The organism is Catonella sp. (genome assembly GCF_057250765.1).
Genome location: NZ_DBHIEC010000007.1, coordinates 49,812 through 67,307, shown reverse-complemented (window position 1 = coordinate 67,307; position 17,496 = coordinate 49,812). Strand labels below are relative to the sequence as shown.

13 protein-coding genes are annotated in these 17,496 nt (G+C 42.1%); all 13 read left to right on the top strand.

Translation table 11 applies throughout. The annotated features are described in order from the left end of the window. Positions 1-77 precede the first annotated feature (77 nt). The 13 genes from ACO6HM_RS05220 (at position 78) to ACO6HM_RS05160 (ending at position 17,493) form a co-directional block, all read left to right on the top strand. Positions 78-1,298 carry an EAL and HDOD domain-containing protein gene (locus ACO6HM_RS05220; RefSeq protein WP_485390088.1) on the top strand — a complete coding sequence of 407 codons (1,221 nt, stop codon included), beginning with the start codon at positions 78-80 and terminating at the stop codon, positions 1,296-1,298. Between the two features lie 160 nt (positions 1,299-1,458). After that, positions 1,459-2,139: a F0F1 ATP synthase subunit A gene (locus ACO6HM_RS05215; RefSeq protein WP_485390087.1), complete on the top strand. Its 681-nt coding sequence runs from the start codon at positions 1,459-1,461 to the stop codon at positions 2,137-2,139. A 32-nt stretch (positions 2,140-2,171) separates the two neighbouring features. Further along, a complete protein-coding gene (atpE, locus tag ACO6HM_RS05210) occupies positions 2,172-2,393 on the top strand; it encodes an ATP synthase F0 subunit C (RefSeq protein WP_023353816.1) in 222 nt (73 codons plus the stop codon). A gap of 20 nt (positions 2,394-2,413) precedes the next feature. After that, the gene (gene atpF, locus ACO6HM_RS05205; RefSeq protein ID WP_485390086.1) at positions 2,414-2,905 is read left to right on the top strand and encodes a F0F1 ATP synthase subunit B; all 492 of its coding nucleotides are present in this window, start codon (positions 2,414-2,416) and stop codon (positions 2,903-2,905) included. Further along, positions 2,895-4,724 carry a F0F1 ATP synthase subunit alpha gene (atpA, locus tag ACO6HM_RS05200; protein ID WP_485390085.1) on the top strand — a complete coding sequence of 610 codons (1,830 nt, stop codon included), beginning with the start codon at positions 2,895-2,897 and terminating at the stop codon, positions 4,722-4,724. Before atpF ends, atpA begins: the two co-directional genes overlap by 11 nt. Positions 4,725-4,726: 2 nt before the next feature. Beyond that, positions 4,727-5,617: an ATP synthase F1 subunit gamma gene (gene atpG, locus ACO6HM_RS05195; protein ID WP_485390084.1), complete on the top strand. Its 891-nt coding sequence runs from the start codon at positions 4,727-4,729 to the stop codon at positions 5,615-5,617. A 2-nt stretch (positions 5,618-5,619) separates the two neighbouring features. Further along, positions 5,620-7,020 carry a F0F1 ATP synthase subunit beta gene (gene atpD, locus ACO6HM_RS05190; protein WP_485390083.1) on the top strand — a complete coding sequence of 467 codons (1,401 nt, stop codon included), beginning with the start codon at positions 5,620-5,622 and terminating at the stop codon, positions 7,018-7,020. Continuing rightward, positions 7,021-7,437, top strand: coding sequence for a FoF1 ATP synthase subunit delta/epsilon (locus ACO6HM_RS05185; RefSeq protein WP_485390082.1), 417 nt, complete (start codon positions 7,021-7,023; stop codon positions 7,435-7,437). 143 nt (positions 7,438-7,580) lie between these two features. Continuing rightward, entirely contained in the window at positions 7,581-8,783 is a 1,203-nt protein-coding gene (locus ACO6HM_RS05180; protein WP_485390081.1) for an FprA family A-type flavoprotein, read from the top strand. 366 nt (positions 8,784-9,149) lie between these two features. Next, on the top strand, positions 9,150-13,409 hold the full coding sequence (locus ACO6HM_RS05175) for a SpaA isopeptide-forming pilin-related protein (protein ID WP_485390080.1): 4,260 nt from the start codon (positions 9,150-9,152) through the stop codon (positions 13,407-13,409). A 177-nt stretch (positions 13,410-13,586) separates the two neighbouring features. Further along, positions 13,587-15,551, top strand: coding sequence for an NAD(+) synthase (locus tag ACO6HM_RS05170; protein WP_485390079.1), 1,965 nt, complete (start codon positions 13,587-13,589; stop codon positions 15,549-15,551). Positions 15,552-15,569: 18 nt separating this feature from the next. Then, positions 15,570-16,235, top strand: a complete 666-nt coding sequence (locus ACO6HM_RS05165) for a NeuD/PglB/VioB family sugar acetyltransferase (protein ID WP_485390078.1) — start codon at positions 15,570-15,572, stop codon at positions 16,233-16,235. 61 nt (positions 16,236-16,296) lie between these two features. Beyond that, positions 16,297-17,493 (top strand): glycosyltransferase family 4 protein, encoded by a 1,197-nt coding sequence (locus ACO6HM_RS05160; protein ID WP_485390077.1) that lies wholly within the window; start codon positions 16,297-16,299, stop codon positions 17,491-17,493. The last annotated feature ends 3 nt before the right edge of the window (positions 17,494-17,496 follow it).

Genomic DNA, 17,496 nt, shown 5'->3' with positions numbered 1-17,496 from the left:
TTGTCGAACGAGTAATATTGTAGCACAATGATTCTTATTTGTAAAGTAAAAAAATCATTTTGAAAGGAAATATAAAAATGCTAGCAACATTAATACCTTTATTTGACAGTAAAATGGAAGTCTGCGCGTATTCAGTTTTTGCGCAGAGAGAAAATTTTCTGCTTCATCCATCCCTTCTTGGAACGGGCAGTTTAGATGCTGCGGCAGGCATATTGGGACTTGATATCGTGGAAAGCATGGGCATCGGTACCTTAGCCGGTGATAAAGAAGTGTTCATAGAGGTAAACAATATATCTCTCTTTTCCGATATAGAGAATAAGTGCAGTGCGCCTGCGGAAAGGGTAGTATTACTCATAGACTATAGGATAAATCCTGAGCAGATGTATGTGGACAGACTCACAGAGCTTAAGGCAAAGGGCTACAAACTTGCTATGAGGAAGCTGAATATAGACCAGTTTGAAGAGTACAGGCCTGTACTTAGCCTTATGGACTATATCCTTCTTGACCACAAGAAGATTAAGATAGATAAGGCTAAGCTCTACTTCGGACAGGTATATCCTCACATCAGGCTCTGTGCAGTCAATGTGGACTCAAAGGAGGATTATGACAGGCTCGCAGAGGATGGAGGCTACTATCTTTTTGAAGGTGAATTCTTCAGGATGCCTGCTATCTCAAAGACGGGAGAGATTGCTCCTCTTAAGATGACCTATATCGAGCTTCTTAACCTCGTAAATCAGCCTGACTTTGACCTTACTGAGGTGGCTGATGTTATCTCAAAGGACACCGTACTTGCGGTAAATATGCTTGAGATAGTTAACAAGCTTGCAAGAAATTCAAAGATTACCTCTATAAGAGCAGCTACAGCTATGCTTGGACAGAAGGAGATAAGAAGGTGGGCTAGTACCGCTGTTACTAAGTCACTTTGTGTAGATAAGCCAAGTGAAATAATGAGGTTATCGCTCATCCGTGCAAAATTTGCAGAAAACCTTGCTTATTGCTTTGACTTAGGAGCACTTACTTCAGAACTCTTCCTTATGGGACTGTTTTCTGTTATCGATGTTATCCTTGAGATACCTATGAAACAGGCACTTGAGATGGTCAACATAGCTGAGGATATAAGTCTTGCTCTTCTTCAGAGAAAGGGAAGGCTTGCTCCGCTTCTTAACTTTATGCTTCACTATGAGAACGCTGACTGGCAGGAGGTAAGCAGGATAATGACTGTGCTTAACATAGATGTAAAGCCGGTAAGTACTGCTTATATAGACGCTTTGGTATGGTATAGGGATATGTTCCTATAAATAGGAAGAGATAAAATTATTCCTATTGACTATGAAAGTCAAGAGGACTATAATACGAAAGTCGATTGGGGTGTCAAATAAGATAAATTATCCTGCAAGAAAAGCTGCACAGATGTTTTACTATTGACACCTATATCATAATTTTAAGAAAGGAGCGGTAATGGGAGATTTGGCTGAGCGGCTGGCAGAAGAGCTGAATGTCGAAACGGTGTTTGATGTCCCGTTTTTTGGAGGCATATCAGAGTCAGTTGTTGTAACTTGGATAATTATGGCCGTCGTTCTTGTTGCTTCTATATTACTTACCAGAAACCTAAAAGTTGAGAATCCTAGCAGGAGACAGCTGATGGTGGAAGAGGTGGTTACCAAGCTGCAGGGTGCGGTAGTTAACATCGTCGGAGAACATGGTAAAGCCTATGCCCCGTATTTGACGAGCATTCTTATCTATATAGGTATTGCAAATGTGGTCGGTATACTGGGATTTAAGCCCCCTACAAAGGACTTGAATGTGACTATAGCACTGGCGGCATTTAGTATATTTATTATCGAGTTTGCAGGCATACACAAAAAAGGTGTAGGCAAATGGTTGAAGAGCTTTACAGAGCCTATGGTGGTTATTACCCCTATTAAGATTCTCGAGGTATTTACAACGCCTTTGTCTCTATGTATGCGACTTTTCGGTAATGTTCTGGGAGCATTCGTTGTCATGAAGCTCATAGAGTTCGTGCTTCCTGTAGGACTTCCAATTGCATTTAGTTTTTACTTTGATATATTTGACGGATTGATTCAGGCTTATGTATTTGTGTTCTTGACAGGCTTATTCATAGGCGAACAGCTTGAGTAGGTCAGTTTAATAATAAGATAAGGAGAAAAATTATGAATTTATTAGGAATTGGCGCTGGTATTGCAGTTTTGGCAGGTTTAGGAGCAGGTATCGGTATCGGTATCGCAACAGGTAAGGCAGCAGATGCTACAGCAAGACAGCCTGAGGCTGCAGAAAAGATTCGTAGCGTGCTCATCCTTGGTGCGGCACTTGCAGAGGCAACAGCTATTTATGGTTTCGTTATCGCAGTTCTTATAATAATGATGCTTAAGTAAGGTTCACTTAAGGAGGAATAATGCTTAAAGTAGACTGGAATCTCCTCTTTACGGCGATTAACATTGTGGTATGGTATATAATAATCAAATTGTTTTTGTTTAAGCCAATCAACAATGTGATTGACAAGAGAAGAGATGCTATAAACGGTAAATTTAATGAAGCAGAGTCAGCCAAACAGGATGCTTATGCACTTAAAGCTAAGTATGAAGAGGCTATAAGCAATGCTTCAAATGAAAGACAGGATATAATCGACAAGGCCAGAGCAAGTGCTGATGAGGAATACAAGCGTATTCTTGAAGAGGCCGATGTGAAGGCGGGAACAATAGTTGATAAGGCAAAAGAACAGGCAAAGGATGAACATCAGAAGATAATCAGGGAAGCTGACATGGAGATTGCACGTCTTGTCATGGATGCTACAAGTAAGATTATGCATGACAACAGCAATGGTGCAGCTGACAAGAATCTTTATGATGAATTTATAACAAAAGAGGGTAAACACAGTGAATCTTGATAACAATAAAAAAGAACTAAAGGTGAGCCTTTTTTATGTTACGCCGCCGGTTGACTCCCAGCTTGACAAAATAAAGGACTTTGTCGCAGCTAAAGAGGGTGTAAATAAAGATGAGGTCAAGATAGATCTCGTAGAGAAAAAAGACTTGGTAGGCGGTTTTGTGCTTCGTGTTGGAACTCATGAGTATGACTGGAGTACAAAGGGAAGACTTGACCAGCTTATGTCTGAGCTTCTAAGTTCAGATGATGGGAGTTCTGAGAAGTCAGATGTAAACTATCTTGACGATGGGCTTGATGCCGCTAGGATTGCAAAAGACAGACTCTCAAAGCTTAGAAGCAGCATAGAGAGCTTCACGCCTAATACCAAAGAACAGGAAGTGGGCTTTGTCGTAGCTGTAGGTGATGGTATCGCCAAGATTCAGGGCATTGACCACGCTATGTACGGCGAGATTATAGAGTTTGAATCAGGTGCCAAAGGTATGGTGCAGGATATCAAGTCTGACAGCATAGGATGTATCCTTTTCAACAAAGCGGACACAGTAGCAGAAGGAGACAGAGTCAACCGTACAGGCAAGAAGACAGGTGTACCTGTAGGTGAAGGCTTCCTCGGCAGAGTTGTAGACGCACTCGGCACTCCTATTGACGGTGGCGGAGATATCATCGCATCAGACTTTAGGCCTGTAGAACATGAAGCGCCGGGTATAATTGATAGAAAGTCGGTATCTGTACCGCTTGAGACCGGTATACTTGCAATCGACTCTATGTTCCCTATAGGAAGAGGACAGAGAGAGCTTATAATCGGTGACAGGCAGACAGGTAAGACTGCCATAGCAGTAGATACTATCATCAACCAAAAAGACAAGGGAGTTATCTGTGTCTATGTAGCCATAGGCCAGAAGGCTTCTACAGTTGCAAAATTAGTTAATACCTTAGATAAACACGGAGCACTTCCATACACTATTATTATGTCGGCAACAGCTTCAGACTCATCTGCGCTTCAGTACATTGCCCCTTACGCAGCTACCTCTATGGCTGAGTACTTTATGTACAAGGGCAAAGATGTACTCATTGTGTATGATGACCTTAGTAAGCATGCTGTTGCATACAGAGCCTTGTCCCTGCTCCTAGAGCGTTCACCGGGACGTGAGGCTTATCCTGGAGATGTATTCTACCTACATTCAAGACTTCTTGAGAGAAGCAGCCGCCTATCAGATGAGGCGGGTGGAGGTTCAATTACAGCTCTCCCAATCATAGAAACACAGGCAGGAGACGTATCTGCCTACATCCCTACCAATGTAATCTCCATCACAGATGGACAGATATTCTTAGAGAGCAGCCTTTTCTTCTCAGGTCAGCGTCCTGCGGTCAACGTAGGTCTTTCCGTATCCCGTGTAGGTGGTGCGGCTCAGAGTAAGGCTATGAAGAAGGCATCAGGCTCTATAAGAATTGACCTGGCACAGTACCGTGAGATGGAAGTATTTACACAGTTTTCATCTGACCTTGACCAGGTAACCAAGAATCAGCTTACATACGGTAAAGGCCTTATGGAGCTTCTAAAGCAGCCTCTCTGCAGGCCGCTTTCACTTCACGAACAGGTTATCACACTTGTTGCGGCTACAAAGAAGGTCATGATGCTTGTTGAAAATGATCAGATTAAGGACTTCCAGATGAAAATGCTTGATTATTTTGAAGCACATCATCCTGAGATTATCAGAGAAATCGAGAATCAGAAGGTACTTTCTGAAGATTTGACGCAGCGGATAGTAGATGCGGCAACACAGTTTCGTAACTTTTATCTTGGCGCAAAAGAGGGTAAATAAATATGGCTAATGCAAGAGAGATAAAAAAAAGAATCTCAAGCGTTAAAGATACGGCTAAGATAACCAAGGCTATGTACCTCATATCCTCCACTAAGCTTAGAAAAGCCAAGAAGAATCTGGGGGATACCGAGCCGTATTTTTACAATCTCCAGATGGCAATCGCAAGACTCTTAAGGCACATGCCGGATATGCAGCATATCTTCCTTAAGAATCTTGACGAGATACCTCCTGAAAAGAGGAAGAGAGGTCTCATCATAGTTACTGCAGACAAGGGACTTGCGGGAGCATATAACCACAACGTAATAAAGTGTACCGAAAAGTGGCTTAGTGAGCCGGGGATTCACTCCTTGTTTGTTGTAGGAGAGCTTGGAAGAAGTTATTTTATGAATAAGGGAATGGAGATAGATGCACATTTCCGTTATACCACTCAGAATCCGTCTTTACATAGAGCACGTAAGATAGTCGGTGCTGTAGTAGATAAGTATCAGGCAGGAGAGTTAGACGAGATAACCATAGTTTACACAAGGATGGTAAATAGCATGGTCACACAGGCAGAGGTAGTACCTCTATTGCCTCTTGACAAGAAAAAGATTATGGGTAACATCCCTGCAGGCTTCATCACTGAGCAGGACATAACCATGCTTCCATCTCCAAAGGAAGTGCTTGATACGGTTATACCTAACTATCTGGTAGGCTTTGTATACGGAGCGCTTGTAGAGTCATTTTGTTCAGAGCAGAATGCCAGAATGATGGCGATGCAGGCGGCAAATGACAATGCAGATGACATAATAAGAGATTTATCAATACAATATAATCGTGTAAGGCAGGCTGCGATAACTCAGGAAATAACCGAAGTTGTAGCGGGTGCTAAGGCACAGCATTTGAGGAAATGAGAATGAAGAATGGTAAGATAATACAGGTAATGGGACCGGTTGTAGACGTCCTGTTTCCGGATGAAGATGTACCAAAGATTAAAGATGCTCTATACGTAGATAACCATGGTAAAAAGTGTCTTATGGAGGTTTCTTCACACCAGGGTGGGAACATAGTCAGATGTATCATGCTCACAGCCTCAGAAGGACTTAGCAGAGACATGGAAGTAGTGGCTACAGGTTCAGGTATCAAAGTTCCTGTAGGCGAGGCTACGCTTGGCAGGCTTTTCAATGTATTCGGTGATACAATCGATGGAGGAGCAAGCCTTGAGAATGAAGAGCACTGGACTATACACAGAGAACCTCCTAAGTTTGATGAACAGAGTCCTGCGGTAGAGATACTTGAGACAGGCATCAAGGTTATTGACCTCCTTGCGCCTTATGCAAAGGGAGGAAAGATTGGTCTGTTCGGAGGTGCCGGTGTAGGTAAGACAGTACTTATTCAGGAACTTATAAGAAATATAGCTACTGAGCATGGTGGATATTCTATATTTACCGGTGTAGGTGAGCGTTCAAGAGAAGGAAATGACCTCTGGACTGAGATGAAGGAGTCAGGCGTTATAGCTAAGACTGCCTTGGTATTCGGTCAGATGAACGAGCCACCTGGAGCTAGAATGAGGGTCGCTGAGACAGGACTTACTATGGCGGAGTATTTTAGAGATGAGAAAAACGCTGACGTGCTGCTTTTCATAGACAATATATTCCGTTATGTGCAGGCGGGCTCAGAGGTTTCAGCCCTTCTTGGCCGTATGCCTTCAGCAGTTGGTTATCAGCCAACTCTTGCAACAGATGTAGGTGAGCTTCAGGAGAGAATCGCTTCTACCAAGTCTGGCTCAGTTACTTCGGTTCAGGCGGTATATGTACCTGCGGATGACATTACCGACCCTGCTCCTGCAACTACATTTACACATCTGGATGCAACCACAGTGCTTTCAAGAAAGATAGTTGAGCAGGGTATTTATCCTGCCGTAGACCCTCTTGAGTCATCCTCCCGTGTCCTTGAGGCGGATGTAGTAGGAGAGGAGCATTATAATACAGCAAGAAAAGTTCAGGAGATGCTTCAGAAATACAAAGAACTTCAGGATATAATCGCCATCCTCGGTATGGAAGAGCTCTCAGAGGCTGACAAACAGACAGTTAACAGAGCAAGAAAGATACAGCGTTTCCTTTCACAGCCTTTCTTTGTGGCAGAGACATTTACAGGCGTTCAGGGCAAGTATGTGCCTCTTGCTGAGACAATAAAGGGCTTTAAGGCTATAATAGATGGTGAAATGGATGAATATCCTGAAGGAGCTTTCTTCAACGTAGGAACAATTGATGAAGTTAAGGCAAAAGCCGAAGCTATGGAGCAGGAGGCCGTATAAGTGGCAAATAGAACATTTTATCTTAAAGTATATGCAAGTGATAGAATCTTCTTTGAAGGACAGTGCCAGACCTTAGTTATCCCACAGAGTGATGGACTAAGGGCTATACAGGCGCACCACGAAGACATGGTGCTTGCAGTTGATATAGGTGAAGCTCATATAGTTGAGGAAGATGGGACTGTCACCTATGTGGTGGTAGGAAGCGGCATGGTTCAGATATTCCACAACAGAGCCATTATGCTTGTGGATACAGCTGAGCTTCCTGACGAAATTGACTCAAAGAGAGCGGGAGATGCTCTTGAAAGAGCCAAGGAACAGCTAAGACAGAAGCAGAGTATCCAAGAACACAGGATTAGTCAGGCATCCCTTGCAAGGGCTCTTACCAGACTTAAGGAGTGTTCAAAGTACAATTCCTAATTTGAATTAAATAAAAAACATGAGAAACTAAACTTAGACTTTAGTTTCCCATGTTTTTGCTGTATAATATGATATGAGTGTCAAAAGTACTTGGCATCTAACTTGAATACAATAACAAAAGTGCTACGAAAGGGGATAACCTAATGAAGTGTACCAGACAGATTACAGATGATTTATACTATGTTGGCAGCAGCGACAGAAGAATCACACTATTTGAGAACTGCTTCCCATTATCTGATGGAATGGCATACAATTCTTATCTTTTAATTGATGAAAAGACAGTACTGTTTGATACGGTAGATTATGCAATAGGAAGGCAGTTCATAGACAACGTTACCTCACTTCTTGACAACAGGAAGCTTGACTACTTGGTAGTTCACCATATGGAGCCTGACCATTGTTCCCTTATTACACAGCTTATTTCCCTCTATCCTGAGTTAAAGATAGTAGGCAACAAAAAGACAGCGGGGCTTATATCTCAGTTCTACCACGTGGATATGACTGAGCACTTTATCTTTGTGAACGAAGGTGACACTATATCCACAGGAAAGCACAACCTTAAGTTCCTTATGGCACCTATGGTTCACTGGCCTGAGGTTATGCTTACCTATGATGAGACTGACAAGGTACTCTTCTCCGCAGATGCCTTCGGCTCCTTTGGGGCACTTGACGGTAGGATATTTAATGATGAGCTTGACTATAGGAATAGCTTCATTGATGAGGCAAGAAGATACTATGCCAATATAGTAGGAAAATACGGAGCACAGGTGCAGGCTGTATTTAAGAAGCTCCCTGCTGAGATAGCTTATATCTGTCCTCTCCATGGTCCTGTATGGAGAAAAGACATACCTTTTTTCCTTGAGAAATATCAGGCTTGGAGTACCTATACTCCTGAGGAAAACGGAGTATTCATAGCATACGCGTCTATGTATGGCAATACAGAGCTTGCCGCACACCTGCTTTCTACAAAGCTTGCAGAGCGTGGAATAACAAACATGAAGGTGGTTGATGTTTCTGCACATCACTACTCCTCCCATATCAGCGATATATTTAAGTACAGTGTGGTTGTATTTGCATCCGCATCCTACAATATGTCAGTTCATCCTAAGATGAATGAGCTGCTTACAGAGATGAGGGAACTCACTGTAAGGAACAGGGCATATGCCGTGATAGAGAACGGTTCGTGGGCACCTAGTGCCGGCAAGACCATCAAGGCTACCGTAGATGGCTTAAAGGATATGAGACAGATAGGAGAGACACTTACCATCAAGTCAGCCATAATGGAAGAACAAGAAGAAAAGCTTGATGAGCTGGCAAGACTTATAGCTGAGGAAGTAGAAGACTAAAAGTAAAAGGCTAAAAAATATATATCGGAAGAAAGACATTATAAATTAGTGTCTTTCTTTCTTTTTTTGACAAAAAATCTTAAAAATACATAAAATCGTAAATAAGCTACAAAAATAAACGAAAATCTACATATTTTTCTACTTGCAAAATATATAAATTGTTGATATAAATATCTAAAGACAGAATATTGTTTTTATCGAAATATCCATTTCATCTATTATGAGAGGAGGAAGGTGTGTCGATATAATATGTGAGTACAACAGTATTATGTTTTAGAGAAACTAAAGGAGGATGACGATTCGCCTTACAACAATCAACTAAAAATGGCTCAAAAGGAGTTGGAGCCTAAGAAGAAGGAGAAAAATATGTGGAAAAAACATGGTTCTGCTATACTTGCACTGGTGCTTACGGCAGCGCTTTTCCTTACAGGGGTAAAGCTTCCAGGCAATGTATTCGCGGCAGGAAGTGACAAGACTAGTCTGGTAAAGGATATGCCAACTACGTCTATCGAGTTTAAGCAGGGGAAAAACGGTGGTAACAACTACGAAGATGTTATCACGGATTCATCTCTAATTGACTTATCAAGAAACATCCTGGTGAATATCGGCTTTACAGCCGTATTTGAGGGTGAGGAAGACTCAGAAAACCGTATAAAGAAAAATGATTTTGTTGAGTTTGACCTGGGAGACAACATAAAGCTTGCAGCAGGTACCAATAAAACAGTTGTGCCTGTAATAGATAATGACAGCAAACTAAAGGTCTGTGATGCAATCTTTACAAAGAATGCAGCTGGAAGGCTTATAGCAAGATTTGACTTTTCAGACACAGATGACAAGGTATTTAAGCAAAAAGATGCTAGAATTGGAGCATCTATGGAGCTTAAAGCAGATGCAAGTAAAATCAACTTTGAAAAAAATGTACTAAAAATAACCCTATTAGGTAAAGAATATGAAATAGGTAAGATAGACAGTGCTGTCAGAGTCAAAAAAGAAGGTGTTTTTGATCCGAAGAACAGCAAAGTTGACTGGACTATAAAGTTTGAAAGATATATCAAGGACACAAATCCTGTTAAGTATATAAGTCTTGAGGGATTCAGCCTTGTGGAAGGACCTACCATCCATCCTGCTCTCGGCGGTGATTATATACCGGGCTCACTTAGGATAAATAACAAAAATGTGGGTGACTTCGAGGAGTATCTTGACAGCCACATCAATGAAAAGATGTTTAGGTATAAGTTACAGGCATCAGACTTAAATCCGGCTAACCCTGGAGTTGCAGTTGCGACTGTAAGTACTAGAGTAAATGCTGCAGGATTTTATAAGCCTGGTGATAAATTTGTTACCTATCAGAATACTGCAAGAGTAGTAAAGTTCCCTGAGAATTCGAATAGTTCATCAGGTGCGGCCTACGACACTGCAGCTGTTCAAGTGAAAAAGTTTGGTGAAAAAAGGGGAGATCTTGACAATACAGGAAAGAAGATTACCTGGAGAGTTACATTAAATGAGCCTGGCTATGACCTGGGCGACCTGGTAGTAGAAGACGAATTACAAAATGACAGAACAGGAAGACTTGCACAGACCTTCGTAAAGGCAACAATTAGAACCTGGGATACTGCCAGGAACAAGTGGAAAGGTGAGCCTGCTACAATTGTACCTACACAGTCAGGAAAGAAGTTAACCTTCAATATTCCTAATGTAAAAGAAAAGAGAGAGCTTGTAATAGAGAGCACCATCGAGCCTGATAACTACCTTGCAGTCTTTGATAATGATGCTTATGCCTGGTGGAACAATAACTCTAAAAACAAGGTAAAGCTACATGCTTACGTATACACAAGAGCTGTCGGTGACAAGCCTTATGGTACAATAAGAAAAGAAGCTGACTATCGTAATGTATCTCTTGAGCAGGCTAAGGGCATTAGCTCTAGAACAGGTCAGTTCGTAGGAAATGAGCCTGAGTGGGTAATAAATGTTGATAGGAACGCGGTTAGTTCACCTGGCACATATAACCTCTATGATGTATTTATATTTGATAACAATACTAATGTAAGCAGAGATGTTGTAAATGAAGGAAATGGCTACTCTGTAAGAAAGGTAGGAGAGAATTCAGTTACCTCCCTTGCAAACGGAACTAAACTTAAGGATATAATGCCTGATAAGGTAAAGCATCAGAGACTGTTAAATCTAGCCAAGCCTCTTACATCAGCTACAGAAGGTGTTACAAGCAATGTGTATGAGATTGTTAAGGATGGTAAGGTAGTAGGCCACGTACTTGAGACTAAGCTTGTAAATGATAAGGTAAACTTTGTAAAGTTCAAGTCAAGAATAACTGACCGAGAAGTAATTATGAGCGAAGCCACTAAGGTAGATAACTACGCTGTTCTTACCAAGGGAGCTCATCCTGTACTTTCTGACAAGGTCCAGTACAGATATTATGGAAAGATGCTCTTAAAGCAGACACTTTCAGCAGAGGCAGCTAATAAGTTATTGGCTGATTACAATGCTGAGGCAGTAAATGATGATGTAATCAACTCAGCAAATGAGCTTATCAACAACCAGGATACAGCTTTCGACAGAAAGACTAAGTCCATAGTATATAAAATCAGCGTAAATGCAGCTGAATTAAAGGACGTAGATGGAGATGTGGGCAAGTTCATATTAAGAGAAGTTGTGCCGGATGACAGATTTATGCTTGTTCCTATAGCCGAGGACAAGGACAATCCAGCCAATGATAAATACTTTGTTATGTACAAGGGAACACCGGCTGTTAAAGAGCCTGGTGAGACTGTAGGTGATGCAGGATCTAAGGTTGAAGAGGTAAATGCTTATGGCAAATACCTTACTGATGATGAACTTAAGGCTAAGGGCATTAGCTCTGAGTATATCACAAGAGGTTCAGAGAAGCTTGCTCTTCAGATTAACTTTGACAAGCTTGACGCTCCTTACGCTATATTTGTTAAGCTAAGACTCAAGGATGTAAACATCAATGAGAGATTCATGAGCAGAAACAATGCTTACCTTGGTCTTGAAGGTTATTCAACCTTCGGCACAAATCTAAGGCAGAACGATAAGGTATTTATGAGTCTTGCTTATGCAAACTATGATAACAGATACCTCTGGAAGAACTACGATGGCCAGCAGGACAAGGATAAAGTCTACTTAGATGAACAGGGCTTTATCAACTGGAATGTATATTACAGACCATATAGAGTGTACGAAGACAGTGACAACACCGAGGTATCGCTTGTAGACAAGCTTGGTGCAGGCGTTGTCCTTAGAAAAGAAAAGGGTAGTGATAAGCTCATCTTAGAGGGCGACAACTACAAGATAGCTAAGGGTACAATTGATGACAAGGGTAACTTTGTCGCAGAGAAAGAAATAACAGAAAACCTTGATAAGATATTCTCCTATGACATAAAGGAAGGTCAGCTTGTTGTTAAAATACCTGATAGAAACAGTACCTATAAGATATCTTATATTACAGATTTTGCAGACGATGCAAAGCGTGGAGACGGTCTTAGCAACTCAGTAGCTCTTTACGAAAACTCTGTTATTAAGGGAAGCCGTATCAGTGTTACACATACTGTTACTGCCAATGCATTTGCCCGTATAAGAAACAAGATATATCAGCGTCTGAACATAGTAAAGACTGACGCAGAGGGAGCAAGACTTTCCGGAGCTGAGTTTAGATTTAAGAAGATTGCAAGCGGAAGCGCTGCTGAGGTAAATCTTGGAACATTTAAGACAGGAACTGATGGAGCTATCAAGATAGAAGACCTTTCAGCAGGAGATTATGAACTTGTTGAAACAAAGGCTCCGGAAGGGTATGTATTAAACAGTGAGCCATATAACATAAAAGTCGTTGAACTTGAAAGCGGCTTTAAGGTAGAGTTAGTCGGAGATTATGAAGGCAAGGCTACACTCTTGCAGAACGAGATTAAGGTAATCAACAAGAAGAAGGGAGAACTTCCTCCTGCAGTTATTACCCCAAGCGCAATTGTAACTCCAAGTGCGGTAGTTACCCCAAGTGCGGTTGTAACTCCAAGTGCGGTTGTAACTCCTGGTACGATAACAACTCCTGGTGCAGTATTGACACCAAGTGCAGTTGTAACTCCTGGTACGATAACAACTCCTGGTGCAGTATTAACCCCAAGTGCAGTTGTAACCCCGGGTGCAGTATTAACACCAAGTGCAGTAGTAACCCCTGGAGTGGTGACACCTCCTGCCCCTCAGAATCCAACACCTTCTGTTCCGGTCATTCCTACAACACCGGAAACACCTAATCCGGTACCTGTAATTCCGGTTACACCTAACCCAACACCTTTGGTACCTTCATATCCTATAAATGATACACCTGATCCAAATGAGCCAAACAGTCCTGATGAATTCGAGGTTATTGGTGAAGATGGAACTCCTCAGGGTAAGGTTATAAAGAAGACCAAGCCAAACGGAGAAAAAGAGTATGTATTTGAAAAGGATGGTACTCCTTTAGCAGGATTTAAGGCTAAGCAGAAGAAGGCTCTTCCTAGAACCGGTGGCGCTGCCACAGTTTGGTATTACGCAGCAGGCCTTGGCCTTGTACTTATGGCAGGCTTTACCTTTAGGAAGCGTAAAGAGGAAGAAATCTAAAATAAAGTACGGTTTATAAAGATAAACACAAGATAAGCCCGCCCTCCACCTAAGCAGGTGACAGGGTGGGCCTTTGTTTTGATTGTACCAACTATTTTTATGATTGTAAAAATGCCATAAAAGCGGTAAAATAGAAAGATAATATAAAAAATTATTGAAAGGACTTGTGACATAGATATGAGACATGGATTTGTAAAGGTTGCCGCAGTTACTCCTGATATAAGGGTTGCAGACTGTAATTTTAACGGAGAGAGCATAATTAAAGAAATGAAATACTGTGCAGAGATGGGAGCAAAGATAGCGGTCTTCCCAGAGCTTACGATTACAGGTTATACCTGTGGCGAGCTTTTTCTTCAGGAGAGGCTCTTAAGTGCGGCCCTTGATACCCTTAAGGAGATAATTAAGGCAAGCGCAGGTCTCGATATGCTTACTTTTGTGGGACTGCCATTTGAAACTGACGGGAAGCTTTACAATGTTGCTGCTGTATTTAAGGACGGAGAACTCCTAGGTCTGGTGCCAAAGAGATTCATCCCTAACTATTCAGAGCTATATGAGGCAAGGCATTTTGCCCCTTGCGTAGGTGAGAACAGGCTCTTAGACTGGGAAGAAAACAGCTCAGGCTATACATACTTTGGCAATAAGCTGATATTTGAAAATAAAGATATAAAGAACCTAAAAGTAGCTGCTGAAATCTGTGAGGACTTGTGGGTAGTCATTCCTCCAAGCAACCATCACGCTATGGCAGGTGCAACCATTATAGCTAACCTCTCAGCAAGCCCTGAGATTATGGGTAAGCAGGAGTATAGAAGGAACCTCGTTCAGGGACAGTCAGCAAGGCTTAATGCAGGCTATATCTATGCTACAACGGGAGAAGGTGAGTCTACCACAGACCTTGTATTTGGCGGACATAACCTGATATGTGAAGATGGCATCATCCTTGCGGAAAAGCCAAGATTTAAGAATGGCACCATCATTACAGAGATAGACATAAATAAGCTTGCCTACGAGAGAAGAAAGATGAATACCTGTGAAATAATGGGCTGGGAGAGCTATGACTTTATAGACTTCTCTTACGAAAATGTATATACTACAGAGAAAAACAGTGAAGGTAAGTCTGAGAAAAAGCTCATAGAGACACCTCTTCTTAGAACCTTTCCAAAGTCTCCCTTCATACCTGAGTGTAAGGAAGAAAGAGACAGCAGTTCAGAGGATGTTATTACCATTCAGGCACTTGGGCTTAAGAAGAGAATGGCTCATACAGGCTGTAAATACGCTATAGTTGGCCTCTCCGGAGGACTTGACTCGACCCTTGCTGCCATCGTTATATGTAGGACTATGGACATGTTAGGTATTAGCAGGGAAAATGTGATAGCAGTAACCATGCCTTGCTTTGGAACTACAGGAAGGACCTACCACAATGCCATAAAGCTTGCAAAGGAACTTGGCATCACACTTCGTGAAATAAACATCAAAGAGTCTGTGCTTTCCCACTTAAAGGATATAGGCCACGATGTAAATGACCACAATGTAACATTTGAAAATGCACAGGCTCGTGAGCGTACACAGGTACTTATGGACCTGGCCAATGAGTACGGAGGCCTCGTTATAGGAACAGGAGATATGAGTGAGCTGGCACTTGGCTTTGCTACCTACAATGGGGACCATATGTCTATGTACGGTGTAAATGCATCCATTCCAAAGACGCTTGTAAGGCAGTTAGTAAGACATGCTGCTGAACTTGCTCTTGAAGACGGAAAGAAGGAACTGTCAGATGTACTTACCGACATAGTTGAGACACCGGTAAGCCCTGAGCTTCTTCCAACCAATGATGACGGTGAGACCGAGCAGAAGACAGAGGCTATAGTGGGTCCTTATGAATTAAATGACTTCTTCCTCTACAACATGGTAAGATGGGGAATGGAGCCTGACAAGCTATATAGAATAGCCTGTCTTACATTTGCAGATGAGTATACAAAAGAAGAGATAGAGAAGTGGCTAAAGAGCTTTTACCGCAGATTCTTCGCTCAGCAGTACAAGAGGTCCTGTCTTCCTGACGGACCAAAGGTAGGCTCGGTAACACTGTCTCCTAGAGGGGACTTCAGGATGCCTTCGGATGCTGTAGGAGATTTGTGGCTAAAATAAGCACTATAAGGAGGGGATATGGTACTTGGAATATATGGATACGGCGGACACGGGCTCGAGGTAGAAGAGCTTGCAATGGTGATTAACGAAAAGGAGAACAGGTGGGAAAAGATCATATTTATTGATGATGCTACCGAAAAGACAGACGGAGAGAGGATTATCACCTTTACTGAGGCAAAAAGCAGATACAGTGCATCAGAGATTGAGTTTATGACCGGCATAGGGGAGCCTGTAGTGAGAGATAAGATATACAAGAAGGTAAAAGAGGCAGGCTATAGCTTTGCTACCCTCATCCACCCATCGGCGGTCATTGCAGGCAGTGCAAGGCTTGAAGAAGGGGTGATGATAGGATCTAATGCCTTTATCTCGGTAAAGACTCATTTGCAGGAAAATGTACTCATACAGCCCCTTGCGGCGATTGACCACGAGTGCAGTGTCGGAAGGAACTCAGTTGTGTCCAGCTTCGTGGCTATGGGCGGTGGCTCAAGCCTTGGGGAGAATTCCTTCATCGGGCTAAATGCTTCCGTGAAGCAGGGAGTAGGCATTGGTGACGGCTCTGTGGTTGGCATGGGCTCTGTGGTTATAAAGGATGTAGATGACAGAGTAATGGTAGTGGGCAATCCTGCAAGGAAGATAAAGATGGGCGATGTAAGGGCATTTTACGACATTAGAAAAGGTAAATAACATGCAGATATTGTTTCTAACACTTATGAAAATATACTCTCCCTCAGATGAGGGGATATATATGGATCTTATGAAATGCTTTGCGGAAAAAGGGCATAAAGTATCTATAATATCGCCGCTTGAGAAAAAGGAGGCGGGAGAGGAAGAGGTTATAAGTGCCCCGAACATAACCCTTGTAAGGTGCAGAACAGGAAACCTCTTTGGAGTGGGTATGCTTGAAAAGGGGATATCCCAGATGAGGCTTGCCTCGCAGTACTTAAAGGCTGTCTATAAGTATTTTCCGGGGACAAAGTTTGACCTTATATTATACTCGACTCCTCCTATCAGCCTGGCTGCTGTGGTAGAGAGGGTAAAAAGGAGTACCGGAGCAGCGACCTATCTTTTGCTAAAGGATATCTTTCCACAGAATGCTGTGGATATAGGTATATTAAAGCCATTTATGGCGAAAGCACTATTTAGAAGCAAAGAAAAAAAACTCTATGAGATATCTGACTATATAGGCTGTATGTCTCCTGCCAATGTAGACTATCTGCTTAAGAATAATGAAATCGACAGTAACAAGGTGGAAGTCTGCCCTAATTCTATAAAGGTTGAGGCGGATATCAGTGTAGCATTAAGTGCTGATGGTATAGCTAAAACAAGGGAAGCTGATAGAGAAGAGCTGTTTGCTAAATACGGTATCCCGGTAGACAAAACCATATTTCTCTACGGAGGCAACCTTGGCAAGCCTCAGGATATACCTTTCATCATAGAGTGCATAAAGAAGGCTTCCACAGTGGAGGAAGCTTACTTTGTAGTCTGCGGTGACGGGACCGAATACGGAAAGCTTCTGGCATTTGTAAGTGAGTATAAGCCAAACAATCTCACCCTGATTAAATTCCTGCCTAAGGCTGATTATGACAGGCTTGTAAGAGTCTCTGATGTCGGGATGATATTTCTTGACCACAGGTTTACCATACCAAACTTCCCGTCAAGGCTCTTATCCTACCTTAAAGAAGGTATCCCTGTTCTTGCCTGTACGGATGAAAATACAGATATCGGGAGGATTGCTGTGGATAATGACTTCGGGCTTAGCTCTATAAGTGATAACGTGGAAGACTTTATCTCAAATGTAAGTAAGCTTACAGATAAAGAGCTAAGACTACGCATGGGAGAGAACGGATATAGATATTTACTTGAGAATTATGCGGTGGAGAGAAGTTACGAGATAATTATGAGGCATTTTAAACTCCATAAATATAAAAAGCACATTTGTTGATAT